The sequence below is a fragment of the Streptomyces bottropensis ATCC 25435 genome, from assembly GCF_000383595.1.
Taxonomy (GTDB): domain Bacteria; phylum Actinomycetota; class Actinomycetes; order Streptomycetales; family Streptomycetaceae; genus Streptomyces; species Streptomyces bottropensis.
Map to the genome: position 1 here is coordinate 7,565,408 of NZ_KB911581.1, position 24,796 is coordinate 7,590,203.

Annotated in this window: 22 protein-coding genes and 1 pseudogene; 15 read left to right on the forward strand and 8 right to left on the reverse strand. The window is 70.1% G+C overall.

The window, feature by feature from the left end:
* Window positions 1–136: 136 nt before the first annotated feature.
* Window positions 137–2,374, reverse strand: coding sequence for an MMPL family transporter (locus STRBO_RS0133510; RefSeq protein ID WP_005479579.1), 2,238 nt, complete (start codon window positions 2,372–2,374; stop codon window positions 137–139).
* A 172-nt stretch (window positions 2,375–2,546) separates the two neighbouring features.
* On the opposite strand from STRBO_RS0133510, the gene STRBO_RS0133515 reads away from it, so the two are divergent.
* The 3 genes from STRBO_RS0133515 to STRBO_RS0133525 all read left to right on the forward strand — a co-directional run bounded on the left by STRBO_RS0133515 (window position 2,547) and on the right by STRBO_RS0133525 (window position 5,966).
* A complete protein-coding gene (locus tag STRBO_RS0133515) occupies window positions 2,547–3,269 on the forward strand; it encodes a TetR/AcrR family transcriptional regulator (protein ID WP_020115487.1) in 723 nt (240 codons plus the stop codon).
* A gap of 116 nt (window positions 3,270–3,385) precedes the next feature.
* On the forward strand, window positions 3,386–3,625 hold the full coding sequence (locus STRBO_RS0133520; protein ID WP_005479581.1) for a heavy-metal-associated domain-containing protein: 240 nt from the start codon (window positions 3,386–3,388) through the stop codon (window positions 3,623–3,625).
* A gap of 34 nt (window positions 3,626–3,659) precedes the next feature.
* Window positions 3,660–5,966 (forward strand): heavy metal translocating P-type ATPase, encoded by a 2,307-nt coding sequence (locus tag STRBO_RS0133525; protein WP_005479582.1) that lies wholly within the window; start codon window positions 3,660–3,662, stop codon window positions 5,964–5,966.
* Between the two features lie 719 nt (window positions 5,967–6,685).
* Here STRBO_RS0133525 and STRBO_RS0133530 read toward each other — a convergent pair.
* Complete coding sequence (locus tag STRBO_RS0133530; protein ID WP_005479583.1) at window positions 6,686–7,975, reverse strand: citrate synthase; 1,290 nt, start codon at window positions 7,973–7,975, stop codon at window positions 6,686–6,688.
* A 258-nt stretch (window positions 7,976–8,233) separates the two neighbouring features.
* Window positions 8,234–10,492: an SF1B family DNA helicase RecD2 gene (gene recD2, locus STRBO_RS0133535; protein ID WP_020115488.1), complete on the reverse strand. Its 2,259-nt coding sequence runs from the start codon at window positions 10,490–10,492 to the stop codon at window positions 8,234–8,236.
* A gap of 377 nt (window positions 10,493–10,869) precedes the next feature.
* Here recD2 and STRBO_RS0133540 point away from each other — a divergent pair, with 377 nt between their 5' ends.
* Window positions 10,870–11,340: a hypothetical protein gene (locus STRBO_RS0133540; RefSeq protein ID WP_005479610.1), complete on the forward strand. Its 471-nt coding sequence runs from the start codon at window positions 10,870–10,872 to the stop codon at window positions 11,338–11,340.
* Between the two features lie 85 nt (window positions 11,341–11,425).
* The gene (locus tag STRBO_RS0133545; RefSeq protein WP_020115489.1) at window positions 11,426–12,775 is read left to right on the forward strand and encodes a VanZ family protein; all 1,350 of its coding nucleotides are present in this window, start codon (window positions 11,426–11,428) and stop codon (window positions 12,773–12,775) included.
* Window positions 12,776–12,792: 17 nt separating this feature from the next.
* Here STRBO_RS0133545 and STRBO_RS0133550 read toward each other — a convergent pair.
* The 5 genes and pseudogenes from STRBO_RS0133550 to STRBO_RS0133570 all read right to left on the reverse strand — a co-directional run.
* Window positions 12,793–13,020, reverse strand: a pseudogene (locus STRBO_RS0133550) (helix-hairpin-helix domain-containing protein); the annotation flags it as partial.
* Between the two features lie 171 nt (window positions 13,021–13,191).
* The gene (locus STRBO_RS0133555) at window positions 13,192–13,515 is read right to left on the reverse strand and encodes a helix-turn-helix domain-containing protein (protein ID WP_005486385.1); all 324 of its coding nucleotides are present in this window, start codon (window positions 13,513–13,515) and stop codon (window positions 13,192–13,194) included.
* Complete coding sequence (locus tag STRBO_RS0133560; RefSeq protein WP_005486386.1) at window positions 13,512–13,892, reverse strand: type II toxin-antitoxin system RelE/ParE family toxin; 381 nt, start codon at window positions 13,890–13,892, stop codon at window positions 13,512–13,514. Before STRBO_RS0133560 ends, STRBO_RS0133555 begins: the two co-directional genes overlap by 4 nt.
* 143 nt (window positions 13,893–14,035) lie before the next feature.
* On the reverse strand, window positions 14,036–14,221 hold the full coding sequence (locus STRBO_RS0133565) for a DUF397 domain-containing protein (RefSeq protein ID WP_005486387.1): 186 nt from the start codon (window positions 14,219–14,221) through the stop codon (window positions 14,036–14,038).
* An 8-nt stretch (window positions 14,222–14,229) separates the two neighbouring features.
* Window positions 14,230–15,060, reverse strand: a complete 831-nt coding sequence (locus STRBO_RS0133570) for a helix-turn-helix domain-containing protein (RefSeq protein WP_005486388.1) — start codon at window positions 15,058–15,060, stop codon at window positions 14,230–14,232.
* A gap of 178 nt (window positions 15,061–15,238) precedes the next feature.
* Here STRBO_RS0133570 and STRBO_RS0133575 point away from each other — a divergent pair, with 178 nt between their 5' ends.
* The 10 genes from STRBO_RS0133575 to eccD all read left to right on the forward strand — a co-directional run bounded on the left by STRBO_RS0133575 (window position 15,239) and on the right by eccD (window position 24,791).
* A complete protein-coding gene (locus STRBO_RS0133575) occupies window positions 15,239–15,643 on the forward strand; it encodes an ATP-binding protein (protein WP_005486391.1) in 405 nt (134 codons plus the stop codon).
* Window positions 15,644–15,927: 284 nt separating this feature from the next.
* Complete coding sequence (locus tag STRBO_RS0133580; RefSeq protein WP_005486392.1) at window positions 15,928–16,962, forward strand: LacI family DNA-binding transcriptional regulator; 1,035 nt, start codon at window positions 15,928–15,930, stop codon at window positions 16,960–16,962.
* On the forward strand, window positions 16,959–18,494 hold the full coding sequence (locus tag STRBO_RS0133585) for a sugar ABC transporter ATP-binding protein (RefSeq protein WP_005486393.1): 1,536 nt from the start codon (window positions 16,959–16,961) through the stop codon (window positions 18,492–18,494). Before STRBO_RS0133580 ends, STRBO_RS0133585 begins: the two co-directional genes overlap by 4 nt.
* Window positions 18,484–20,445, forward strand: coding sequence for an ABC transporter permease/substrate-binding protein (locus STRBO_RS0133590; RefSeq protein WP_005486394.1), 1,962 nt, complete (start codon window positions 18,484–18,486; stop codon window positions 20,443–20,445). The genes STRBO_RS0133585 and STRBO_RS0133590 overlap by 11 nt, the downstream gene beginning before the upstream one ends.
* A gap of 238 nt (window positions 20,446–20,683) precedes the next feature.
* The gene (locus STRBO_RS0133595; RefSeq protein WP_005486395.1) at window positions 20,684–21,583 is read left to right on the forward strand and encodes a ribokinase; all 900 of its coding nucleotides are present in this window, start codon (window positions 20,684–20,686) and stop codon (window positions 21,581–21,583) included.
* Window positions 21,580–21,969, forward strand: coding sequence for a D-ribose pyranase (gene rbsD / locus STRBO_RS0133600; RefSeq protein WP_005486396.1), 390 nt, complete (start codon window positions 21,580–21,582; stop codon window positions 21,967–21,969). Before STRBO_RS0133595 ends, rbsD begins: the two co-directional genes overlap by 4 nt.
* Before the next feature lie 390 nt (window positions 21,970–22,359).
* Complete coding sequence (locus STRBO_RS0133605; RefSeq protein ID WP_013003453.1) at window positions 22,360–22,692, forward strand: hypothetical protein; 333 nt, start codon at window positions 22,360–22,362, stop codon at window positions 22,690–22,692.
* Window positions 22,693–22,724: 32 nt separating this feature from the next.
* On the forward strand, window positions 22,725–23,036 hold the full coding sequence (locus STRBO_RS0133610) for a pore-forming ESAT-6 family protein (RefSeq protein WP_005486398.1): 312 nt from the start codon (window positions 22,725–22,727) through the stop codon (window positions 23,034–23,036).
* A 44-nt stretch (window positions 23,037–23,080) separates the two neighbouring features.
* Window positions 23,081–23,386, forward strand: a complete 306-nt coding sequence (locus STRBO_RS42400; protein WP_005486399.1) for a hypothetical protein — start codon at window positions 23,081–23,083, stop codon at window positions 23,384–23,386.
* A gap of 16 nt (window positions 23,387–23,402) precedes the next feature.
* Entirely contained in the window at window positions 23,403–24,791 is a 1,389-nt protein-coding gene (gene eccD, locus STRBO_RS0133620; RefSeq protein WP_051085399.1) for a type VII secretion integral membrane protein EccD, read from the forward strand.
* Window positions 24,792–24,796: the final 5 nt, after the last annotated feature.

The window sequence follows — 24,796 nt, forward strand, 5'->3', positions numbered from 1 at the left end:
GCTGACGGTCCGGTGGGGGCTTCTCGCGCCGTTCCCCGCGCCCCTAAAAGCGGGGGGCCTGCGCATCCCACCGGCCCCCAGCCGCAGGGCCGGTGGGGGCTTGTCACGCCGTTCCCCGCGTCCCTGAGGGGGTCCCTCAGGGGGCGGATTGGGTGGTGACCGGTTGCCGTTGCGGTTCGGGGTGGGGGTCCGGCTTGGGTGGCTGGGCGCCCTCGCTCACTCCGAACCGCTCGTGGAACCTTCGCAGGGGAGCCGGGGCCCACCAGGTCGCGCGGCCGGTCAGGCGCATGACCGCCGGGACCAGGAGGCTGCGGATGACCATGGCGTCCATGAGGACGGCGAGGGCTATGCCGAGGCCGAGCATCTTGGTGTTGGTGACCCGGGAGGTGCCTATGGCGATCATGACGACGGCGAGGATGACCGCGGCGGCGGTGATGAGGCCCCCGGTGCGTTGCAGGCCGAAGCGGACGGAGGCGATGTGGTCGCCGGTGTGGTCGTACTCCTCCTTGATGCGGGAGAGCAGGAAGACGCCGTAGTCCATGGAGAGGCCGAAGGCCACGCAGAACATCAGGACCGGGAGGGTCGTCTCGATGGAGCCGGGGCTGGTGAAGGCGAGGAGCCCGGTGAGGTGGCCGTCCTGGAAGACCCAGACCAGCGCGCCGAACATCGCGGTGAGGCTGAGGGCGTTCAGCAGGACCGCCTGGAGGGGGATCAGCACGCTGCCGGTCAGAAGGAAGACCAGGATCAGGGTGACCGTCGCGATGAAGCCGAGGGCCCAGGGGATGCCGTCGCCTATCGCCGTCTTCGTGTCGACGAGGACCGCCGCCGTGCCCGTCACCGAGGTGTCGAAGGGGGTGTCCATGGCCCGGATGTCGTGCACCAGACGCTGGGCGGCCTCGTCGACCGCGTCGCCCTCGGGCTGCACGGTGAAGTAGGCCCAGTCGCCGTGGACCAGGGGGCCCTCCACGCTGAGCACGTCGGGCAGGTCGGCCAGCCGCTGGCGGTAGGTGGCGTACTCCGTCTTCGTCGCCCTTCCTTCCGTCAGCACCGCGAGACCGCCTCCGGGAGTGCCGGGGAAGCCTTCGCGAAGGTGCTGCTGGACGACATGGGACTCGGCGGTCGAGGGGAGCTGGCGGTCGTCCGCCGTGCCGAACTTCACGCCCAGGAAGGGCAGGCCGAGCAGGAGCAGGCCGGCGGTCGTGGCGACGGCGAAGTAGGGGGCCCGGCGCATGACGAGGGCTGCCGTACGGCCCCAGGCCGCGCCCTCCTCCACGGTCGGGGTGTCGGCCCCACCGGTGTCCGCGTCCTTGCGGCGACGGAACAGTTTGCGCAGGTCCAGGGCGTTGACGCGGTCGCCGAGGAGGACCAGGGCCGCCGGGAGCAGGATCAGGGCGGCCGCCGCGGCCAGGAGGACCACCGCGATGCCCGCGTAGGCGAAGGACTTCAGGAAGTACTGCGGGAAGACCATCATGGCGGCCAGGGAGACGGCGACCGTGAGGGCGGAGAACAGGACGGTGCGGCCGGCGGTGCGCAGGGTGGTGGCGACGGCCGTCAGGGAGTCGGCGCCGCCCGCCAGTTCCTCGCGGAAGCGGCGCACGATGAACAGGGCGTAGTCGATCGCCAGGCCCAGGCCCATGGCCGTGGTGAGGTTCAGGGCGAAGACCGAGACGTCGGTGACCTCGGTGAGGCCGCGCAGGATCGCGTTGGTGCCGAGGATCGCGACGATGCCCACGCCGAGCGGCAGCAGGGCGGCGACCGCGCTGCCGAAGACCATGACCAGCAGGACGAGCGTCACCGGCAGGGCGATCATCTCGGCCCGCACCAGGTCCTCCTGGATGGTGGTCTGCATCTCGTGGCGCACGGCGAGGATGCCGCCGACCTTGACCTCGACGGGGCCGTGCGTGCCGCGGAACTCCGGGGCGATGCGGTCCAGGGTCTTGTTGACCGCGGTGTCGTCGCCGGTGAGGCGGGCCGCTATCAGCGCCTCCCCGCCGTCCTTCGCGCGCAGGGCGGGGGCGCTCGTCTGCCAGTAGGAGGCGACGCCCCTGACGCCCTTCTCGGCGGCGAGCCGCTCGGTCAGCCGCTTCGCCTCGGCGGCGACGGCCGGATCGTCGACCGAGGCCCTTCCCGCGTCGACGAGCAGCAGGAAGTTCGGCTGGGAGTCGGGGAACTCGCGCTCCAGGGCCTTCGTCGCGTACGTGGACTGGGCGGCCGGGTCCTCCCAGCCGCCGCTGCCGAGACGGTCGGCGACACCGCTGCCCGCCACCACCGCGAGAGCGGTGAGCACCAGGGCGACCAGCAGGGAGAGCCGGGGGCGGGCGGTCACGAACCGGGTCCAGCCCCCCACCCGGGGTGGCCGGTTGACTTCGGTCATGGTGCGGTGTCCCCTTCGGTCTGATCCGTCGCTCGACCCGTGCCGCGCGCGGCCGGGTGCCACATGAGCACCGAGCCATACACTGGAAAACACGAGAGATCGCTCGCGTTTCACCAGAATGCGAGCGACCACTCGTGTTTGTCAATCACGTCCGGAAAGCTGGGGATAACTCGTGCCCGTGAACCAGGAGAAGGAACAGCCGCGCCGCCGCCAGGCCCGCGGCGAGCGCCGTATCGCCCAGCTCCTCGAAGCCGCGGCCTCCGTGTTCTGCTCGACCGGGTACGCCGCCACCAGCACCAACGCCATCGCCCGCGAGGCGGGGGTCTCGCCCGGGACGCTCTACCAGTTCTTCCCGAACAAGGAAGCGATCGCGATCGAGCTGAGCGAGCGGCTCATGCACGAGATGCGCGAGACGTACGGCGAGGCGCTCGCCCCGGTGGATCCGGCGACCCCGCTGGAGGAGGCCGTGGCGGCCGCCGTCGACCGCTTCATCGACTTCAACTGCCGGCACCCGGTGATCTTCACACTGATGCACGGGCCGGACGTGCCCGGCCGGATCGCCGAGCAGCACGACGCCGTGCACACGGCCCTGCTCGCGCGGATCGAGGCGCTGCTCACCCCGTTCCTGCCCGAGGCGCCGGCCGCCGACATCTCGCGTACCGCGCACGTCTGCGTGGCCATGTACAAGGCCGGCCTGGAGCTGGTGCTCGGCCGCGAGGGCGCCGAGCGCGACGCCTATGTGCAGGAGCTGAAGAACGTCCTGCTCCGTTACCTGGAGCCCCTGGTGGGCAACTGCCCGCCCGCCGCACCTTCGAGCACCCCCGCCACCCCTTCGAGCGTCCCCGCCGCACCTTCGAGCACCCCCGGCGCCCCGGTCCGAACCCCGCCCTCCTGACCCGCCCGGCCCGCCACCCCGGCCGGACCTCTCTTGGATTCATACCCCTAGGGGGTATAAGCTGGACGCACAGACGGGTTACTCGAACCCCATCCGCCCCCTCAAGGAGTAACGACATGACCGCCGAGACCGACACCCAGGGCTCCGTCACCGCCGTCTACAAGGTGAGCGGCATGAGCTGCGGGCACTGCGAAGGCGCCGTATCCGGCGAGATCACCGAGCTGGCCGGCGTCTCCTCCGTCAAGGCCGTCGCCTCCACCGGCGAGGTCACCGTGGTCTCGGCCGCCCCGCTCGACGAGGAGGCCGTGCGCGCCGCCGTGGACGAGGCGGGCTTCGAGCTGGTCGGCAAGGTCTGAGACCGGCCACGGTACGGACGTCACGGGCACGGACATGACGAGCACCACCGCGGCAGCCCCGACGAGCGAGCCCGTCCACGAGGTCGAGCTGGCCATCGGCGGGATGACCTGCGCCTCCTGCGCGGCCCGCGTCGAGAAGAAGCTCAACCGCCTGGACGGGGTCACCGCCTCGGTGAACTACGCGACCGAGAAGGCCAAGGTCGCGTACGCCGAGGGGATCGAGGTCGCCGATCTGATCGCCACGGTCGTGAAGACGGGCTACACGGCGAAGGAGCCACCGCCCCCGGCTCCCCCGGTGGCCGCCCCGGCTCCGGCGACGGCCTCCGGAAGCGGCGAGGACGCCGGCGACAAGGACGGCGACGACCCCGAACTCGCCGCCCTGCGGCAGCGGCTCACCGTCTCCACGCTGCTCGCGGTACCCGTGATCCTCATGTCCATGGTCCCCGCCCTGCAGTTCGACAACTGGCAGTGGCTCTCGCTGACGCTCGCCGCGCCGGTCGTCGTGTGGGGCGGGCTGCCGTTCCACCGGGCCGCGTTCACCAACCTCCGGCACGGCGCGGCCACGATGGACACCCTCGTCTCCGTCGGCACGCTCGCCGCCTTCGGCTGGTCCCTGTGGGCCCTCTTCCTGGGGCACGCGGGCATGCCGGGCATGCGGCACGGCTTCACCCTGACCGCGCTGCGGAGCGGCGCCGAAGCGCGCGCGTCGGCCTCGTCGGCGATCTACCTCGAAGTGGCCGCCGGAGTGGTGGCGTTCATCCTGCTCGGCCGCTATCTGGAGGCCCGCTCCAAGCGTCGCGCGGGCGCCGCGCTCAGGGCACTGCTGACGCTGGGCGCCAAGGACGTCTCGGTGCTCCGCGAGGGGCGCGAGGTGCGGATCCCGGTGGCGGACCTGGCCGTCGGCGACCGCTTCGTCGTACGCCCCGGGGAGAAGTTCGCCACCGACGGGACCGTCGTCGAGGGCGCCTCCGCCGTGGACGCGTCCATGCTCACCGGCGAGTCGGTGCCGGTGGACGTGACGGCCGGGGACACCGTCACGGGTGCGACCGTGAACGCCGGGGGCCGGCTGGTCGTCGAGGCCACCCGGGTCGGCGCGGACACCCAGCTGGCCCGGATGGCCCGGCTGGTGGAGGACGCGCAGAACGGCAAGGCGGAGGCGCAACGGCTCGCCGACCGGATCTCGGCGGTGTTCGTCCCCGTCGTCCTGCTGATAGCGATCGCCACCTTCGGCGTCTGGCTCGGCGCCACGGACGACGCCACCGCCGCCTTCACCGCCGCCGTCGCGGTGCTGATCATCGCCTGCCCGTGCGCGCTCGGCCTCGCCACCCCGACCGCCCTGCTGGTCGGCACCGGACGGGGCGCCCAGCTCGGCATCCTGATCAAGGGCCCCGAGGTCCTGGAGTCCACCCGCCGCGTCGACACCGTCGTCCTGGACAAGACCGGCACCGTCACCACGGGCCGGATGACGCTCCTGGGCGCGCATGCCGCCGAGGGCGTCACCGAGGAGGACCTGCTCCGTCTCGCGGGCGCCGTCGAACACGCCTCCGAACATCCGGTGGGCCGGGCGATCGCCGCGGGCGCCGAGGCCCGCCTGGGCGCGCTCCCGCCCGTGGACCACTTCGAGAACCTGCCCGGAAAGGGCGTACGCGGCTGCGTGGAGGGCCGCACCGTCCAGGTGGGCCGGATCCTCGACGGACCCCTCCCCGAGCCCCTGAGAGGCGCCAAGGAGGCCGCCGAGGCAGCGGGCCGCACGGCGGTCGTGGTCACCCGCGACGGCGTGGCACTCGGTGTCGTCACGGTCGCCGACGCGATCAAGGAGACCAGCGCCGAGGCCGTACGGCGCCTGCGGGCGCTCGGACTCACCCCGGTCCTGCTCACGGGGGACAACGAACGGGTGGCCCGGTCCGTGGCCGCCGCGGTCGGCATCTCCCCCGAGCACGTGATCGCCGAGGTGCTGCCCGAGGACAAGGTCGACGTCGTACGGCGGCTCCAGAGCGAGGGCCGTACGGTCGCGATGGTCGGGGACGGGGTCAACGACGCGGCCGCGCTGGCCGCCGCCGACCTGGGGCTCGCCCTGGGCACGGGGACCGACGCGGCGATCGAGGCCGGGGACCTGACGCTCGTCCGCGGGGACCTTCGGGCGGCCGCCGACGCGATCCGGCTGTCGCGGCGCACCCTCTCCACGATCAAGGGCAATCTGGCCTGGGCGTTCGGCTACAACGTCGCGGCGCTGCCGCTGGCCGCCGCCGGATTGCTCAACCCGATGATCGCGGGGGCGGCTATGGCCTTTTCGTCCGTTTTCGTGGTAACGAACAGCTTGCGACTCAGGACATTTTCGTGACCGCCGGGCAGAAGTCCCTCTAGAGTCCGGAAGCAGCCTCACATAAGCTCTTCACAAGGCTCGCGCATCATCCTTACGCTGGTGCCTCGATCACCGGTTCGTGCCTCTTGTGTATCTTCAGGCGATACGGCAGGAGACGCAGATCACAGTGGTGTGAACGTAACCACCGAAGGGGTTCGTGAGTCTAAGTTGGCGATGTCAGAAGCGTCTTGGGGGGCGTGACTGGCATCTGGGGATGTCTTGGGGGACGTTCCCGGAATTGCGTTGCCGGGGCTCGTGCACCGGGGAGCTTTGAGCGGCCCTCCCGTACGTACGCGTCCCGGCAGACCGCACACCACCGCACAACAGCTACATAGAGGCAGGCCGAGTTCTGCTCGTTCTGCTCAGCGATTCAGGCGCTGGTCCACCAGACGCCCGGCCGGATCCCGTGGGGGGAATCCGCACCGGGACATGGGAAGGCGCCCTGCTCGCCGGCCCGTGGGGGGACCAGCGTTGCAGGGCGCCTTCTCGCATTCTTTTTTGGCTCGGTTCGCCTCCGGGGCGCCATTTGCGTGCGTCGAGAGCCCGACCGTGCGCGACCCTTCGGCTCACTCGCCGTAGGGCGCCCTCTTGTGCAGTCGGGCCGACATGCGGGGCGCGGCACATGTCGGCCCGACAAAGACAGTGGGCCCGTACGGACGGCTCTCCGCACGGACCCCTCTCTGCTACGCGTACTCGGCTCAGCGACCCTCTACCGGCACGAAGTCACGCTCGACCACGCCCGTGTAGATCTGGCGCGGGCGGCCGATACGGGAGCCGGGCTCCTTGATCATCTCGTGCCACTGGGCGATCCAGCCGGGGAGGCGGCCGAGGGCGAAGAGGACCGTGAACATCTCGGTCGGGAAGCCCATGGCGCGGTAGATCAGACCCGTGTAGAAGTCCACGTTCGGGTAGAGGTTGCGCGAGACGAAGTAGTCGTCGGAGAGCGCGTGCTCCTCCAGCTTCAGCGCGATGTCCAGCAGCTCGTCGGACTTGCCGAGGGCGGAGAGGACGTCGTGCGCGGCGGCCTTGATGATCTTGGCGCGCGGGTCGAAGGACTTGTACACCCGGTGGCCGAAGCCCATCAGGCGGACGCCGTCCTCCTTGTTCTTCACCTTGCGGATGAAGGAGTCGACGTCGCCGCCGTTCTGCTTGATGCCCTCCAGCATCTCCAGGACGGACTGGTTGGCGCCGCCGTGCAGCGGGCCCCAGAGCGCGGAGATGCCGGCGGAGATCGAGGCGAACATGTTCGCCTGCGAGGAGCCGACCAGGCGGACCGTGGACGTCGAGCAGTTCTGCTCGTGGTCCGCGTGCAGGATGAGCAGCTTGTCGAGCGCGGAGACGACGACCGGGTCGAGGTCGTACTCCTGGGCCGGGACCGAGAAGGTCATGCGCAGGAAGTTCTCGACGTAACCGAGGTCGTTGCGCGGGTAGACGAACGGGTGACCGATCGACTTCTTGTACGCGTACGCCGCGATGGTCGGCAGCTTGGCGAGCAGGCGGATCGTGGAGAGGTTGCGCTGCCGCTCGTCGAACGGGTTGTGGCTGTCCTGGTAGAACGTCGACAGGGCGCTGACCACGGAGGACAGCATCGCCATCGGGTGGGCGTCCCGGGGGAAGCCCCGGTAGAAGTTCTTGACGTCCTCGTGCAGCAGGGTGTGCTGCGTGATCTCGCCCTGGAAGGTGGCGAGCTCGTCGACGGTCGGAAGCTCGCCGTTGATCAGCAGGTACGCCACCTCCAGGAAGGTGGAGCGCTCGGCCAGCTGCTCGATCGGGTAGCCGCGGTACCGAAGGATGCCCTGCTCACCGTCGAGATAGGTGACGGCGGATTTATAGGCGGCGGTGTTCCCGTAGCCGCTGTCCAGGGTGACCAGACCAGTCTGGGCCCGGAGCTTCCCGATGTCGAAGCCCTTGTCGCCGACGGTGCTGTCGATCACCGGGTAGGTGTACTCGCCGTCGCCGTACCGCAGTACTACAGAGTTGTCGCTCACGTCATCCCTCACCGACGTAGTGCCTCTTCTTCGAGGTGCCCTGACTGTCTCTACCATCCCCCAATTGGCTCTGGAGAGTGCACTCGGGGTCGACCATCGGGCCCATCGGCGGCACTGAGTGCCGCCAACTTGCCCATCCTGCCCCCTCCGTCCGCCATCCGGAAGGGCTGTGTGACCTTTACGACTCGTTTGATCGATCAAATTTCACTCACGGGTCGCCGGAACGGCGCGAGAGGTTCCCCCGAAGGCCGCCCACGGCTACAAAACCCGTGGTGCGAGCCGGAAGTCGAGAGCCGTGCACCGCCGGCCCGCGGAGACCGTGCGGACCGCCTGGCCTATGGCCTTGCGGGAGCCGACGAGGACCACCAGTTTCTTCGCCCTGGTCACCGCCGTATAGAGCAGATTGCGCTGGAGCATCATCCAGGCCCCCGTGGTGACGGGGATCACCACGGCCGGGTACTCGCTGCCCTGGGACCGGTGGATCGTCACCGCGTAGGCGTGCGCCAGCTCGTCCAGTTCGTCGAACTCGTACCCCACCTCCTCGTCCTCGTCCGTCAGGACCGTCAGCCGCTGGTCGACCGGGTCGAGCGCGGTGACGACGCCGACGGTGCCGTTGAAGACGCCGTTCTCGCCCTTGTCGTAGTTGTTGCGGATCTGGGTGACCTTGTCGCCCACGCGGAAGACCCGGCCGCCGAACCGCTTCTCGGGCAGGTCGGGGCGGGCCGGGGTGATGGCCTGCTGGAGCAGGCCGTTGAGGTTGCCCGCGCCCGCCGGGCCGCGGTGCATCGGTGCCAGGACCTGTACGTCCCGGCGCGGGTCGAGCCCGAACCTGGCCGGAATACGACGGGCCGCCACGTCCACGGTGAGCCGGCCGGCCTCCTCCGTCTCGTCCTCGACGAAGAGGAAGAAGTCCTTCATGCCGTCGGTGACCGGGTGCTGCCCCGAGTTGATCCGGTGCGCGTTGGTCACCACACCGGACTGCTGGGCCTGGCGGAAGACCTTGGTGAGCCGGACCGCCGGGATCGGGCTGCCGTCGGCCAGCAGGTCACGCAGGACCTCGCCGGCGCCGACGCTGGGAAGCTGGTCGACGTCTCCGACGAAGAGGATGTGCGCCCCCGGCGCCACCGCCTTCACCAGCTTGTTGGCCAGCAGGAGGTCCAGCATGGAGGCCTCGTCGACGACCACCAGGTCGGCGTCCAGAGGGCGGTCCCTGTCGTAGGCCGCGTCGCCGCCGGGCTTCAGCTCCAGCAGGCGGTGGACGGTGGAGGCGTCGGCGCCGGTCAGCTCGGCCAGACGCTTGGCGGCGCGGCCGGTGGGGGCCGCCAGCACGACCTTCGCCTTCTTGGCGCGGGCCAGCTCCACGATCGAGCGGACGGTGAAGGACTTGCCGCAGCCGGGGCCGCCGGTGAGCACCGCGACCTTCTCGGTCAGGGCGAGGCGTACGGCCGCCTCCTGCTCGGGGGCCAGCTCCGCGCCCGTACGCCCCCTCAGCCAGCTCAACGCCTTGTCCCAGGCCACGTCGTGGAAGCCGGGCATCCGGTCCTCGTCCGTGCGCAGGAGGCGCAGCAGCTGGGCGGAGAGGGAGAGTTCGGCGCGGTGGAAGGGGACCAGGTAGATCGCGGTGACCGGGTCGCCGCCGTCCTGGCCGGGGACCTTCTCCCGTACGACGCCGGGGTCGCCCGATTCCTCGTCGGGCAGGGCGAGTTCGGCCAGGCACTCGATGACCAGGCCCGTGTCGACCTGGAGGAGTTTGACCGCGTCGGCGATCAGCCGCTCCTCGGGGAGGTAGCAGTTGCCCTGGTCGGTGGCCTGGGAAAGGGCGTACTGCAGGCCCGCTTTGACGCGCTCGGGGCTGTCGTGGGGGATGCCGACGGACTGGGCGATCCGGTCGGCGGTGAGGAAGCCGATGCCCCAGACGTCGGACGCCAGACGGTAGGGCTGGTTCTTCACCACGCCGATCGAGGCGTCGCCGTACTTCTTGTAGATGCGGACCGCGATCGACGTGGACACCTCGACCGTCTGGAGGAAGAGCATGACCTCCTTGATCGCCTTCTGCTCCTCCCAGGCGTCGGCGATCTTCTTGGTGCGCTTGGGGCCGAGGCCGGGGACCTCGATGAGACGCTTCGGCTCCTCCTCGATGATCTGGAGCGTGTCCAGGCCGAAGTGCCGGGTGATCCGGTCGGCGAAGACCGGGCCGATGCCCTTGACCAGGCCCGATCCGAGGTAGCGGCGGATGCCCTGGACGGTGGCCGGCAGGACGGTGGTGTAGTTCTCCACCGTGAACTGCTTGCCGTACTGCGGATGTGAGCCCCAGCGGCCCTCCATGCGCAGGGACTCCCCGACCTGGGCGCCGAGCAGCGCGCCGACGACGGTGAGGAGATCGCCACCGCCGCGGCCCGTGTCCACGCGCGCGACCGTGTAGCCGTTGTCCTCGTTGGCGTACGTGACGCGTTCCAGGACGCCTTCGAGTACGGCCAGCTGCCGTTCGCCCGGGGGGATCCCCGCCTGTTGAGCCATGATCCGACGGTACCGGTGGGGTACGACAGCCGGAGGCGGAGCGGGTCTCCTCTTCCCGGGTTCCGGCTCCGCTGTACGTCCCGACTCCGAACTCCCCATGCGGCGCAGCGCATTCCGTTTTCGTTACTCAGTGGCAAAGTCGTGCACATGTTTGTATGGTGATCGCGGCGTCCGAGACCCTGACCAGGTCATCGGAACACGCGCTGACGCAGAAAGCGGTGGCGCTTCAATGGGGGTTACCCATATGCCGGATTCCGGCATATCTGGCGCGCCGATACGATTTTGGCGCGCCAGGATATTTCCTCCTGTTCCGAACGGCTCCGATCACTCGGGTCGGTGGGCGTCCTGTGTTCCATGGAAAACGGGAGGGATCTCTTATGCGTACCCTTGTCCACACTCGCCGGGTCGCCACCATCGGCGCGGCGCTGCTTTTCACCCTGACCCCGGCCGTCGGATACGCCGCTGACGACGACACGTCCATCGACGAGCCGTCGGGTGTTGTTGCCGCCGTCGCCACCGACTGCAATTCCGACGGAACGACCGGCCAGCCCTGGGCGCGGTGCACCAAGCTCGACAACGGGGTGCTGGTCCACTGGAAGAAGACGTACGACACTGGCACAAAGGCGCATACCACCTACGAAAAGACCGGCGGTGGCAGTGTCACGCTGCGGCTCGGTTACAGCCGGAACGGCACCGAGCACTGGAGCTCCTACTTCACGCAGACGAGGGGCCAGACGAAGCAGAAGTCATGGAACTTCGGCGCTCGGAATCAGGAGTGCAAGGCGTCCATCGGTCTCCTGCAGGAGCGGGGGAGCGACAAGCGTCAGACCCCCATTCAGAAGTGCTGACCTGAACCTGTAGGCATTTCGTGGCGCCCCCGAGCATTCTCTTGGGGGCGCTTTTCCAGGCAACAAGCCGAGAAAGAGCAAGGATGTGTTTGCTGCCGCCTTCCACAACCACACCTGGCTCTTGGTCGGACTCACTCTCATCGCCATCGCCGTAGGAGTGGTCGCGTGGGCCGTCGCGCGTCGGCGCCGAACTGCCCATGCTCTCTGGTGGTTGCCGCTCGGGTTTTGCCTGACCGAAATTCTCGGTGTCACCCTTACGCTGCAGAGTGGTGAACGCAGGCCGGCCGAGTGTGTGATCAACCATGAGATCACCGAGCCGCTGTACACCACGCAGGGTCTGTGGAACCTGGCGGTTTTCGTCCCGCTCGGGCTGTTCGGTGTTCTGGCTCTGCGGCGTCCCCTTCCCGTACTGGCCGGTGCCCTGACTCTGCCTTGCCTGATCGAACTCACCCAAGCCCTGGCCCCGTTCGGGGGCGGAATATGTCGCAGCACGGATGTGGAGATGAGCGTCGGCGGCAGCGTGCTCGGCCTGGTCGGTGGGCTCGCGCTGACGCGAGGTCATGTCGCGTGGCGTTCATGGGCCAGGCGCACGCTGGTGGTTGCCGGGGCACTGGGCGTGGCCGGGTCGGCCGTCTTCCAGGCCGCGATAACTCCCTACAGCGTTGACGGTTCCAGTGCCCGGAATGTGCACGATGACGAGCGCGAAGCCGCCGAGCGCGCCATACGCCAGGCGTTCGGCGACCGGTACCAGGTCGGCGCCGTGCAGGTGAGCCCTGGTATCGACGGCCACGACGGCTCGCTGTCCATCCAGTTGACGGGCGGACACACCGGCCAGTTGATGTGGCCTGGTGGCCGTCAACTGAGCGTGAGCCTTGAGAATTCCAGCCGCCCGACACAGGCGAGCTTCCCCGTCCAAGGTTCCGTGACGCCTCACGACGCCCGAAGTGCCTACCGCGTGGCCCGTACGTACATGAAGGCGCACTACCCATGGGCCGAGGCGGCCTCCTGGCGCGACACGGTATCCGTGGGTGCCGGGGCCGAGTTCGGGTGGCTCACGTCCTGGCGGTTCAAGGAACGCGGGGTGGTGATGCCGCGCAGCCTCGACGTGCAGATCAATCGGGCCGGACGCGTCTCTCAGTTGTTGGTCGACTTCGGACCCAAGCACGTGAAGCTCCCTGCCGAACTGATCCCGGCCAAGCGAGTCGAGGAGATCGTCAGGACGGAAGACGCCAAGCACGGGGGAAAACCCGGCGCGCTCCGGATCCAGGCAGACGTTCTGAAAGCCGACCGCCTCAAGGGCGGGCATGGCCCTTGGCGCGTCCTGTGGTCCGTGAGCGTCACCGACACCCAGTGCACACCCGACCGGGACGGTGCCGGCTGTGAACCGTCGCAGGTGATCGTCGACGCCGGTACCGGCGAGATCTACGCCGAGTAAGCCGCCGCGCGCCCGCCGATGCCGACGGACTGGGCGATCCGGTCGGCGGTGAGGAAGCCGATGCCCCAGACGTCGGACGCCAGACGGTAGGGCTGGTTCTTCACCACGCCGATCGAGGCGTCGCCGTACTTCTTGTAGATGCGGACCGCGATCGACGTGGACACCTCGACCGTCTGGAGGAAGAGCATGACCTCCTTGATCGCCTTCTGCTCCTCCCAGGCGTCGGCGATCTTCTTGGTGCGCTTGCGTGACGCGTTCCAGGACGCCTTCGAGTACGGCGAGACCTCGTCCGCCCGGGGCATTTCCCGCCTGCTGAGCCATGATCCGACGGTACCGGTGGGGTACGACAGAGGTGGCGGATCGGCCGTGGGAACGGGACTGGCGCCTCGGCGGTACCTGGCCGGAGCCGTCGGCTCCTACCCGACCTTGCGCAGTTCCCCGTCTCCGAAGACCGCGACCATGACGAGGTTTCCGCCCAGCGCCTCGACGTACCTCGCCACGACGTCCGTTCCAGAGACCTGGCCGCTCTCGATCTGCGAGACCCTTCCCTTGGTCACGCCCATCCGCTCGGCCACCTGGGCCTGGGTGATCCCGCGTTCCTGGCGCATGTCGGCCAACCGCCAGGCACGAGCCTCGGCGAGCATGCTCCGGGCGCCTTCGAGGAACGCGTCCCGGCCGCCGGCCAGTTCCTCCGCCCGTTCACGATGCCCGCTCGCCGACCATGTGACGTGTCCGCTCACTTCCCCGACTCCTTCTTCCGATCAGCGACGTACTCGGCATACCGGCGCTCGGCCAGCGGAATGGCCTCGTCGTACCACGCCTTCCAGTTTCCGGCCTTGTCTCCGGCCACCAGCAGGATCGCGGAGCGCCACGGGTCGAACACGAACAGGACACGCACCTCGCTCCGGCCGGAGGACCCAGGACGCAGCTCCTTGAGGTTGTGCAGCGCTGATCCCTTGACCCGGTCCACCAGGGGACGCCCCTCAGCAGGTCCATGGCAGGCGAGAATCCAGATCGCCTGGTTCACGAGCACGTACGAGTCGGCGTCGGACTTCTCCAGATCGTGCAGCCACTGATCCACCTCGTGCGTCAGGTAGACGTCCCACTGCTCTTCCACCTCCTTCGACCCTTTCGCGAGTTTAGCATTCACTAAACACAGTCGAATGGTCGAGAGGCGGCGAACGCGGAGGCGTTCACTCGTACGAGCCAGCGTCTGCGGCGACATGACCCCGACCAGGAAACTCCCCCGGGATGGGGCATTCACCGCTCGGTGGGCCTCTTGAGGGCTTCGAGGAAGGAGGTGAAGGCGGGGGTGGAGAAGGTGAGGGTGGCGCGGGACGGGGTTTTGGAGTCGCGGACGGCTATGTGGGTGGGGGTGGGGGCTATCTCGACGCACTCGTTGCCGTCTCCGGGGCCCGAGTAGGACGACTTCCGCCAGGTGCCCATGGGGTTCCTCACAGTTGTTTCGCCAGTGCGTGGATGAAATCGCGCGACTGTCCGGGGTCGAGTGCCACGTCCTCCACTTTACGAAAGCTCGTTCGGTAGATGGTGAGCTGGGCGTCGGAGTCGATGAAGGCCGAGCCGTGAAGCGCGTCGCGGACCACCGTGTCCAGCCTGGGCAAGGGGCCGCCAACGTACGTCATCGTGCCCGCCGCACTGGCGAAGCCGTCCAGGTCGAAGGGGATGACGCGCACGGTGATGTGATCCGCTTCGGACAACTCGACGAGGCGGGCCAGCTGGGCTCTTGAGGTGCCACGATCACCGACCCGGATCCGGAGTGCCGCTTCATGGATCACCGCCTCGTACGGGATGGTGAAGCGCTGGCGCGCCCTTCGATGCTGGATGCGCAACTCGACCTCCTCGGCGGTGAGTTCCGGGAGCCTGGACGAGAACACGGCATGCGAGTAGGCCTCGGTCTGCAAGAGACCCGGCACGTAGAGGATCGCCACGTGACGGAGGAACCGCGCGTGGTGTTCCAGTTCGCTGAGATCCAGGAACGGCGTGGGCAGCGATCCCCGGTACTCCTCCCACCAGCCGCGTGTGCGATCGGTGGCCATCGCCACCAGGGCATCGACGAACACCCCGTCCGTGCAGGCGTAGTGCGATGCCAGGCGCCGCAGTCGCTGCTCGCTCACCCCCGCCAGCGCGGACTCGATGTGGGTGATCTGCGCGGGACTCACCCCGAGCAGTGACGCTGCTTGACGTGACGTCAGCCCCGCCGCCTCACGCAATCGACGCAGTTCAGTGGCCAGACGCGACTGACGCGCAGTCGGTTCACGCCGCAAGGCATCTCCTCTCGTTCGGGGTCAGGTTACGCGATCAGGTTGCTGAATCTATAGATTTAGACCTACTGTCAGTGACGCAACGAACACGCTACGGAAGCGCACCGTCCCGCCACGAACGGCCGGGTCGGCAATGCCACCGTGCCCGAAATCCCCCCTCACCCCTCGGAGTTGACGACCCATGCCCGAAACCTGGGACTACACCCTCCAGATCCCCAACGACCTCAGAGCCGTGACCGTCTGCCGCCGCACCCTGCGGCTGATCCTCACCATGCACGGGCTCCTCGGGCTGGTGGACACGGCGGAGCTGCTCGCCACGGAGTTGATCTCCAACGCCGTACGGCACACGAAGGGACCCGCCGCGCTGCGGGTGCGGCGGTCCCCGGAGGGGGTGGTGTGGATCGGGGCGTGGGACGCCGACCCCGAACCCCCGCGACCGCCGGAGCCGTTGGACGCGGTGGGCGAGCGGGAGGACGGGCGGGGGTTGGGGCTCGTCGTGGCGTGCACGCCGCACTGGGGATGGATGCCGTCGGCCCGGTTCGGCGAGCGGGGCAAGTACGTGTGGTGCGAGCTGGCCTCGGCGTAGGCAGCCGTGTTCGATCACGAGGTGCCGCCCGGCCGGGCGAGCGGAGTCCCGCCGACGGGAACCCGCCGTTCCACCTTCATTTCCGCGACACACCAGCTGCGTCCGGAAGGCCAACGGCTCGTCGGCTCCTACGCGCCATGCCCTTCGGCCGCCGTGAGGAGTGCAGCTCCCGTTCACCGCTCAGTCACGATTGGATTTCAGCCATCGCCACCCCCTTGCTCCAAGCCGTGTAATCGATTCCAATCCTCCTCGTGTAATCGATTCCACGAGGAGGTGGAGCGGCGATGGCGAGCATCAAGGACGTCGCGGCCGAGGCGGGGGTGTCCGTCGCCACGGTGTCGCGGGTGCTGAACGACCATCCGTCGGTCAGTGAGGACGCGCGTACGCGGGTGATGGCCGCCGTGGCCGTGCTGGGGTACCGGCCGAACGCCGTCGCCCGGTCGTTGCGGACGGACCAGACCCACACCCTCGGGCTGGTCATCAGTGACGTGATGAACCCCTACTTCACGGAGCTGGCGCGGTCCGTCGAGGAAGAGGCGCGGGCGCTCGGGTACAGCGTGATCATCGGGAACGCCGACGAACGGCCCGAGCTGCAGGACCACCACGTACGGACCCTGCTGGACCGGCGGATCGACGGGCTGCTCGTGTCGCCGACCGACGGGGGCTCGCCGCTGATGCTGGACGCCGTGCGGGCCGGGACGCCGATGGTGTTCGTGGACCGGTGGATCCCCGGGGTGGACGTACCGGTGGTGCGCTCCGACGGGCGGGCGGCCGTGCGGGACCTCGTCGCGCATCTGCACGGGCTCGGGCACCGGCGGCTCGCGATCATCGCCGGTCCGGCCGCGACCACCACCGGGCGGGAGCGCGTGGAGGCGTTCCGGGAGGCCCTCGCCGCGCACGGGCTGCCGCTGCCGGACGCCTACATCGGTCAGGGCGACTTCCAGGCCGAGAGCGGGCGGCGGGTCACCGAGGGGTTCCTCGACCTGCCCGAGCCGCCCCAGGTCGTGTTCGCGACGGACAACCTGATGGCGCTGGGCGCGCTGGACGCCGTCCGCGCGCGTGGGCTGCGGGTTCCGCAGGACATCGGGCTCGCCGCCTTCGACGACATCCCGTGGTTCGTACACACCGATCCGCCGATCACGGCGGTCGCCCAGCCGACGGGCGAGCTGGGGCGGGCCGCCGTCCGCGCGCTCGTCGACCGCATCGAGGGGCGGCCCCCGCAGTCCGTCACCCTCCCCGCACGTCTCGTCGTACGTCTGTCGTGCGGCGAGTCCACTCCCCCAGAGCCGTCCCCCCTGACGAACAGGAGCACGTCGTGAGCGACCCGGACGAGTTGCTGCGCATCGAAGGCATCCGGAAGACCTTCCCCGGGGTGGTCGCGCTGGACGGCGTCGACTTCGATCTGCGCCGGGGCGAGGTGCACGTCCTGCTCGGCGAGAACGGCGCGGGCAAGAGCACGCTCATCAAGATGCTCTCCGGCGCCTACACACCCGACGCGGGGCGGATCCTGGCCCAGGGCGAGGAGGTGCGCATCCATGGTGCGCAGGACTCCGAGCGGCTCGGGATCGCCACCATCTACCAGGAGTTCAACCTGGTGCCCGATCTGACCGTCGCCGAGAACATCTTCCTCGGGCGGCAGCCGCGCCGCTTCGGGATGATCGACCGCAAGCGGATGGAGGCCGACGCCGCCGAGCTGCTGGAGCGGGTCGGGGTGCGGGTGTCGCCCCGCGCGCGGGTGCGTGAACTCGGCATCGCCCGGCTGCAGATGGTCGAGATCGCGAAGGCGCTGAGTCTCGACGCGCGCGTGCTGATCATGGACGAGCCGACCGCCGTGCTGACGACCGAGGAGGTCGAGAAGCTCTTCGCGATCGTGCGCCGGCTGCGCGAGGACGGGGTGGGCGTCGTCTTCATCACCCACCATCTGGAGGAGATCGCCGCCCTGGGTGACCGGGTGACCGTCATCCGGGACGGCAGGAGCGTCGGGCAGGTGCCCGCCTCCACGCCCGAGGACGAGCTGGTCCGGCTCATGGTCGGGCGCTCCATCGAGCAGCAGTACCCGCGGCAGCGGGGCGGCTCCGGCGCCGGGGAGGCGTTGCTCGTCGTCGAGGGGCTGACGCGGGACGGCGTGTTCCACGACGTGAGCTTCGAGGTGCGGGCCGGTGAGGTCGTCGGCATCGCGGGGCTCGTGGGCGCCGGCCGTACGGAGGTCGTGCGGGCCCTGTTCGGCGCCGACGCGTACGACGAGGGGGCCGTGCGAGTCGGCGGTTCCGCTGTTCCCAAGGACGACGTCACCGCCGCCATGGCCGCCGGGATCGGGCTCGTGCCCGAGGACCGCAAGGGCCAGGGGCTGCTGCTGGACGCGTCCGTCGAGGAGAACCTCGGTCTGGTGACCCTGCGGGGCGCGACCAGGGGCGGGTTCGTCGACCTGAAGGGGCAGCGGGAGAACGCGGCCCGGGTCGCCGAGCGGCTCGGGGTCCGGATGGCCGGGCTGCACCAGCAGGTGCGCACCCTCTCCGGCGGCAACCAGCAGAAGGTCGTCATCGGCAAGTGGCTGCTCGCGGACACCCGCGTGCTGATCCTCGACGAGCCGACGCGCGGCATCGACGTCGGCGCGAAGGTCGAGATCTACGAGCTGGTCAACGAACTGACGGCCGCCGGTGCCGCCGTACTGATGATCTCCAGTGACCTGCCCGAGGTGCTCGGCATGAGCGACCGGGTGCTGGTCATGGCCCAGGGGCGGATCGCGGGCGAACTCGCTGCCGCCGAGGCCACCCAGGACGCCGTGATGGCGCTCGCCGTCTCCCACCCCACCACCCTTGCGACGGAAACGGAGGCCCCCGGTGGCCGCTGACACGCTCAAGAACACGCCGGGCGCGCGTGGCGCCTCGGGACCATCGGGGCTTCGCCGGCTCCTGCTCGACAACGGCGCGCTGACCGCGCTCATCGTCCTCGTCGTCGCCATGTCGGTGCTCTCCGGGGACTTCCTGACGGCCGACAACCTGCTGAACATCGGCGTCCAGGCCGCCGTCACGGCGATCCTGGCGTTCGGTGTGACCTTCGTGATCGTCTCGGCGGGCATCGACCTGTCGGTGGGATCGGTGGCGGCGCTGTCGGCCACCGTGCTGGCCTGGAGCGCCACTTCGCAGGGCGTCCCGGTCTGGATAGCCGTGATCCTCGCGATCGTCACCGGTGTCGCGTGCGGTCTCGTCAACGGCTTCCTGATCTCGTACGGGAAGCTGCCGCCGTTCATCGCGACGCTCGCCATGCTGTCGGTGGGGCGCGGTCTGTCGCTGGTGATCTCGCAGGGCAGCCCGATCGCGTTCCCGGAGTCGGTCTCGCACCTCGGGGACAACCTGGGCGGCTGGCTGCCGGTGCCGGTCCTGGTGATGCTCGTGCTGGGCGGTGTGACGGCCGTGATCCTGGGCCGTACGTACATCGGGCGGGCCATGTACGCGATCGGCGGCAACGAGGAGGCGGCCCGGCTGTCCGGGCTGCGGGTGAAGCGGCAGAAGCTGGCGATCTACGCGCTGTCCGGGCTGTTCGCCGCCGCCGCGGGCATCGTGCTGGCCTCCCGGCTGTCCTCTGCGCAGCCGCAGGCCGCGCAGGGCTACGAGCTGGACGCGATCGCGGCGGTCGTCATCGGCGGCGCCTCGCTGGCCGGCGGTACGGGCAAGGCGTCGGGGACGCTGATCGGCGCGCTGATCCTGGCGGTGCTGCGCAACGGGCTGAACCTGCTGTCGGTGTCGGCGTTCTGGCAGCAGGTCGTCATCGGTGTCGTCATCGCGCTGGCGGTGCTGCTCGACACGGTGCGCCGCAAGGCCGGGGCGACCCCGGTCGCGGCCGGTACCGGCGGGGCCGGCGAGCGGCGCAGGCAGGCGCTGACGTACGTGCTCGCGGCGGTGGTCGCGGCGGCCGTCGTGGGCGCGACCTCCTTCCTGCACGGCGGGTCCTCGGCGGCCAGGAGCGAGAAGATCGGGCTGTCGCTGTCGACGCTCAACAACCCGTTCTTCGTGCAGATCCGGGCCGGGGCACAGGACGAGGCGAAGAAGCTGGGCGTGGACCTGTCGGTCACCGACGCGCAGAACGACGCCTCGCAGCAGGCCAACCAGTTGCAGAACTTCACCAGCGAGGGCCTCGGCACGATCATCGTCAACCCGGTGGACTCCGACGCGGTGACCCCGGCGGCCAAGGCCGTGAACAAGGCGGACATCCCGCTGGTGGCCGTCGACCGCGCGGTCAACGGCGCGAACACGGCCGCGCTCGTCGCCTCCGACAACGTCAGCGGCGGCAGGCTGGCCGCCAGGTCGCTCGCCGAGAAGCTGGGCGGCAAGGGCGAGATCGTCATCCTCCAGGGCCAGGCGGGCACCTCCGCCAGCCGGGAGCGTGGCGCCGGCTTCGCCGAGGGGCTGAAGGCCTACCCGGGCATCAAGGTCCTCGCCGAGCAGCCGGCCGACTGGGACCGCACCAAGGGCCTCGACGTGATGACGAACCTCCTCCAGGCCAACCCCGGCGTCGACGGCGTCTTCGCGGAGAACGACGAGATGGCGCTCGGCGCGATCAAGGCGCTCGGTGCCAAGGCCGGAAAGTCCGTCCAGGTCATCGGGTTCGACGGCACCGCCGACGGGCTCAAGGCCGTCGAGGCGGGCACGCTGTACGCCTCGGTCGCCCAGCAACCCGCCGAACTCGGCAGGATCGCGGTGCGCAACGCGGTGAAGGCCGCCGAGGGCGAGAAGGTCGCGAAGTCGGTGATGGTGCCGGTGAAGGTGGTCACGTCGCGGAACGTGGCCGAGTTCGGCGGCTGACACGATGCGGTGGCCGGACGGGGAGCGCGTGACCCCGTCCGGCCGTCTCGGCCGTTCCGGGCGCGTCGGTTCTGGCGGGCCGCTCGGGGCGCTCCGGTTCCGCCGGGCCGTTGGGGGGCCCGCCAGTTCCGCCGGGTCGTTCGGGGCGCTTCGGTTCCGCCGCGTGTTTCGATCGTTCCGCCCGTCGGCGCGACCGGCCGCCGGGCGGCTCCAGTCCACCTGCACAGGGAGATGGATCATGTACGACTACGACCTCCTGGTCGTGGGATCGGCCAACGCCGACCTGGTGATCGGTGTCGAGCGGCGGCCGGGGGCCGGGGAGACGGTGCTCGGCTCCGACCTGGCCGTGCATCCGGGCGGCAAGGGCGGCAACCAGGCCGTCGCTGCGGCTCGGCTGGGGGCGCGTACGGCGCTGCTGGCGCGGGTCGGTGACGACGGCCACGGGCGGCTGCTGCTGGACTCGCAGCGCGCGGCCGGGGTCGACACGGCGGGGGTGCTGGTCGGCGGGGCGCCCACCGGGGTCGCGCTGATCACGGTGGACCCCTCGGGCGACAACAGCATCGTGGTGTCGCCGGGCGCCAACGGAAGGCTGACCCCCGCGGACGTGCGGGCGGCGGACGCGCTGCTGCGGGCCTCTCGGGTGGTCTCGGCACAGTTGGAGATCCCGCTGGAGACGGTGGTGGAGGTCGTGCGGCGGCTGCCGGAGGGGACGCGTTTCGTGCTGAACCCGTCGCCACCCCGGGAGTTGCCCGCCGAGGTGCTGGCCGCCTGTGATCCGCTGATCGTCAACGAACACGAGGCGCAGGTCATCGTCGGGGGTGAGCTGGCGGGTTCGCCGGAGGACTGGGCGCGGGCGCTGCTGGCGCTGGGGCCGCGGTCGGTGGTCGTCACGCTGGGCGCGCAGGGCGCGTTGGTCGCGACCGCCGAGGGCAGTGTGCGGGTGCCCGCCGTGCGGGTGGAGGCCGTGGACACCACGGGGGCCGGGGACGCGTTCACCGCGGCGCTGGCGTGGAAGCTGGGGGCGGGCGCGGAGCCGGCCGAGGCCGCCGCGTACGCGGCCCGGGTGGGGGCGGTGGCCGTCACCAGGGCCGGGGCGCAGGTGTCGTTCCCGACCGCCGAGGAGGTCGCGGCGCTGTGAAGCGGGCCGGGATACTAAACCGTCATCTGGCGGGCGCTCTCGCGGAGTTGGGGCACGGGCACGGGGTGCTGGTGTGCGACGCGGGGATGCCGGTGCCGGAGGGGCCACGGGTGGTCGACCTGGCGTTCCGGGCCGGGGTGCCGTCGTTCGCGGAGGTGCTGGACGGGCTGCTCGACGAACTCGTGGTCGAGGGCGCGACCGCCGCGCGCGAGGTCCGGGGCGCGAACCCGGGGGCGACGGCGCTGCTGGAGGGCCGCTTCCCCGATCTGGAACTGGTCGCCCACGAGAAGCTGAAGGAGCTGTCGGCGGGTGCGCGGCTGATCGTACGGACCGGGGAGGCGCGGCCGTACGCGAACGTGCTGTTGCGGTGCGGGGTGTTCTTCTGAGCCGGTGAACCGGACATCGGCCCTCGGCATCGGACATATCAGCGTGGGTGCCGGCGGTGAGGCCGACGGTGAGGGCCGGCGGTGAGGACGTTTCGAGGGGCCCGGTCCAGTGGACCGGGCCCCTCGGCTTCCCTCCCCGTCAGAAGTCCCGCGATCCCCCCGGATCCCCCGTCCGAGACGTTCTGATGCCACATACGACCCGCGAAGTGCGGGGAGGGTTGCACGGTGTTCTGAGATTTCTTTGGTATGCCAACGAGGTCGGCGACACAAGGGTGTTCGAATTATGTCCCGATGATGTCACTTCACCGGCAACCGCGTTGCGGGTGCAACGGGTTGTGGGAGAGCATGTTCGGGACGCAGGTGAACCGGACACACGGGGGTGGACACGACGTGAAGTTCGACATGGGGTCGACGACCCTGGCGGACCTCGGCAAGAGCACGCTCGGATCGAGCGACGACCTCGGGACGCTGATCCAGCTGCTGATCAGCGCGGCGGAGCCGCTGGAGGGCAAGTTCAACGGCGCCGGCAAGCTGGCGTTCGACTCGTTCAAGAACCGCGCGGACGAGATCACGGCCGATCTGAACGGCTCGCTCGCCGCGATCCTGGGCGGTCAGTCGGGCATGGACAACGCGTTCGGCACCGGTGACGTGGAGTCCCAGGACAACGCCAACCAGAACATGGGCCTGGCCAACTTCGACGCGGCCCGCTTCGGCGCCCGATAAGCCATCGAGAGCATCAGCAGGGGGACATCCACATGGCGCAGAACCAGGACCGCCGTTCGTACGACACCGGAGCCTCGGGCGAGGTGCAGACCGCGCTCGGCACGATCGTGGGGCAGTTGGAGCGGGTCCTCGGCGACCGTGACGCCGCCGTCAAGGCCGCGATGACCGAGTTCCAGGCCGACGGCGTCTCCGACGACTACCACGGCAAGGAAGAGCGCTGGAAGAAGGCGGCGGGCGAGGTCCGCGAGATCATCCGCCTCGTGCGCACCACACTCGAACAGAACGACGGCACCGCCCAGTCCACGCTGGCCAAGGCCCGCGCGGCGGTCGACCAGATCGGCTGACCGGCCGGTCGGCCGACAGAGAGACGAGCGGGGTTTTCGTAGCCGTGGCAGCGCAGGATTACGACAGCCAGTTGCTGGAGTCGGTGTCGGTGCGGCGTCGACGGCTGCGGGACGCCCTGCTGTTCGGGGCGCAGCGGCAGCGGCGTTCCGTGGACGAACGGATCGGGAAGATCTTCGCCGGGATCGTCATCGCGGCGGTGTTGTGCGCGGGGTGTGTGGGGTGGTCCTTCGTGTCGAACCGCATCATCGGCAAGAGCCCGTACGGGGGTTCGGTGCAGCCGTCCGTCACCCCCTCCCCCGCTGTCTCCACAGCGGTTTCCACAGCCCCGACCAGCGCTTCTACCCGGTGATAGGTTCGATCGCGTGATGTCTACGGGGACGTTGGGACAGGCCACGGGCGGGGCGCGGACGGCGCTCAGCCGGGTCACGCTGGTCGGTGAGCGACGGCGGGTGGATCTCGTGCTGCCGTCACGCGAACCGGTCGGACTGCTGCTGCCGGAGATCATGCGGCTGCTCGACGACCGGGTGGGCGGGCGGCCCGAGTTGCGGCATCTCGTCACCACGGACGGTTCCGCGCTGGCGCACGACAGCACACTGGAGTCGGCCGGCATTCCGGACGGCGCCGTGCTGCGGCTCGTCCGGGCCGAGGACGCGCCGTCGGCGCCCGTCGTGCACGACGTCACGGACGAGGCGGCCGACGATCTCGACGCTCGCGCCGGCCGCTGGCGGCCAGCCGCACGCCGGGTGACCGCCGGGTTCGCCACGGTCGGCTGGGCCCTCGCCGCAGGCGTCCTCGCACGGGCCGCGTACGAGCCCGGGGTGGTCGCCGCCACGCTGCTCGGTGTCGCGCTGGTGGCCGCGCTCGCGGGTGCGCTGCTCGGGCGGGCCGGGAAGCGGGGCCTGGCGACGACCCTGATCGCGACGGCGGGTGCGCTGGGACTGCTCGGCGCGTGGACGTCGGCGCAGGCACAGCACTGGTCCGGGACGGCACAGGTGGCGGCCCTCGCCACGGCCGGGGTCGGCACGCTCGCCCTGCTCGGGCTGTTCACCCCGCTCGGGCGGGGCGGGCTGGTCGGGGCGGGAGCGCTCGGCGGGATCTCGCTCTGCTGGCTCGGGATCGCCGCGGCCGTGTCGGGCGCGGTGTCGCCGTCGGTGCCGGAGCAGGCCGAGGTGGGCGCCGTTCTCGCGGTCGTCTCCGTGGTCCTGCTCGGGCTGCTGCCCAGGCTGGCGCTGATGGCGTCGGGGCTCTCCGGGCTGGACGACCGGCGTTCCGGCGGCACCTCCGTGAGCCGCTTCCAGGTCACGGCGGCGCTCACCGCCACGCACCGGGGGCTCGCGCTGGCGACGGTCACCCTGGCCGTCTCCGCGACCGCGGCCGGGGTGTTCGCGCTGCGCGCGCCCACCAAGTGGACGGTGCTGCTGGCCGTGGTGACCATGGTCGTCCTCGCGCTGCGCGCGCGGGCGTTCCCGCTGGTCGCCGAGGTCGTGGTGCTGCTCGGCGCGGCGGCCGTGCTCGCCGTGCGGCTGGTCTCGGTGTGGCTGGACCACTCCGGCGGGGCGGCCGGTCCGCTCGCCGTCCTCGTCCTGCTCGCCGCCCTTCCGCTGCTGGTGCTCGCCGTGCAGCCCGCCGAGCACGTACGCGTACGGCTCCGGCGCTTCGGCGACACCCTCGAATCCATCGGCGTCATCACTCTGTTCCCGCTGCTCATCGGGGTGTTCGGCGTGTACGGACGACTGCTCGACACGTTCGCCTAGGGGCT

Coding starts and splice junctions, on each gene's coding strand:
- STRBO_RS0133565 (WP_005486387.1), bottom strand. CDS start 14,221: ATGGGCACCTGGCGGAAGTCGTCCTACTCGGGCCCCGGAGACGGCAAC.
- STRBO_RS0133525 (WP_005479582.1), top strand. CDS start 3,660: ATGACGAGCACCACCGCGGCAGCCCCGACGAGCGAGCCCGTCCACGAG.
- STRBO_RS0133610 (WP_005486398.1), top strand. CDS start 22,725: ATGGCGCAGAACCAGGACCGCCGTTCGTACGACACCGGAGCCTCGGGC.
- recD2 (WP_020115488.1), bottom strand. CDS start 10,492: ATGGCTCAACAGGCGGGGATCCCCCCGGGCGAACGGCAGCTGGCCGTA.
- STRBO_RS0133575 (WP_005486391.1), top strand. CDS start 15,239: ATGCCCGAAACCTGGGACTACACCCTCCAGATCCCCAACGACCTCAGA.
- STRBO_RS0133580 (WP_005486392.1), top strand. CDS start 15,928: ATGGCGAGCATCAAGGACGTCGCGGCCGAGGCGGGGGTGTCCGTCGCC.
- STRBO_RS0133520 (WP_005479581.1), top strand. CDS start 3,386: ATGACCGCCGAGACCGACACCCAGGGCTCCGTCACCGCCGTCTACAAG.
- STRBO_RS0133540 (WP_005479610.1), top strand. CDS start 10,870: ATGCGTACCCTTGTCCACACTCGCCGGGTCGCCACCATCGGCGCGGCG.
- STRBO_RS0133595 (WP_005486395.1), top strand. CDS start 20,684: ATGTACGACTACGACCTCCTGGTCGTGGGATCGGCCAACGCCGACCTG.
- eccD (WP_051085399.1), top strand. CDS start 23,403: ATGTCTACGGGGACGTTGGGACAGGCCACGGGCGGGGCGCGGACGGCG.
- STRBO_RS0133510 (WP_005479579.1), bottom strand. CDS start 2,374: ATGACCGAAGTCAACCGGCCACCCCGGGTGGGGGGCTGGACCCGGTTC.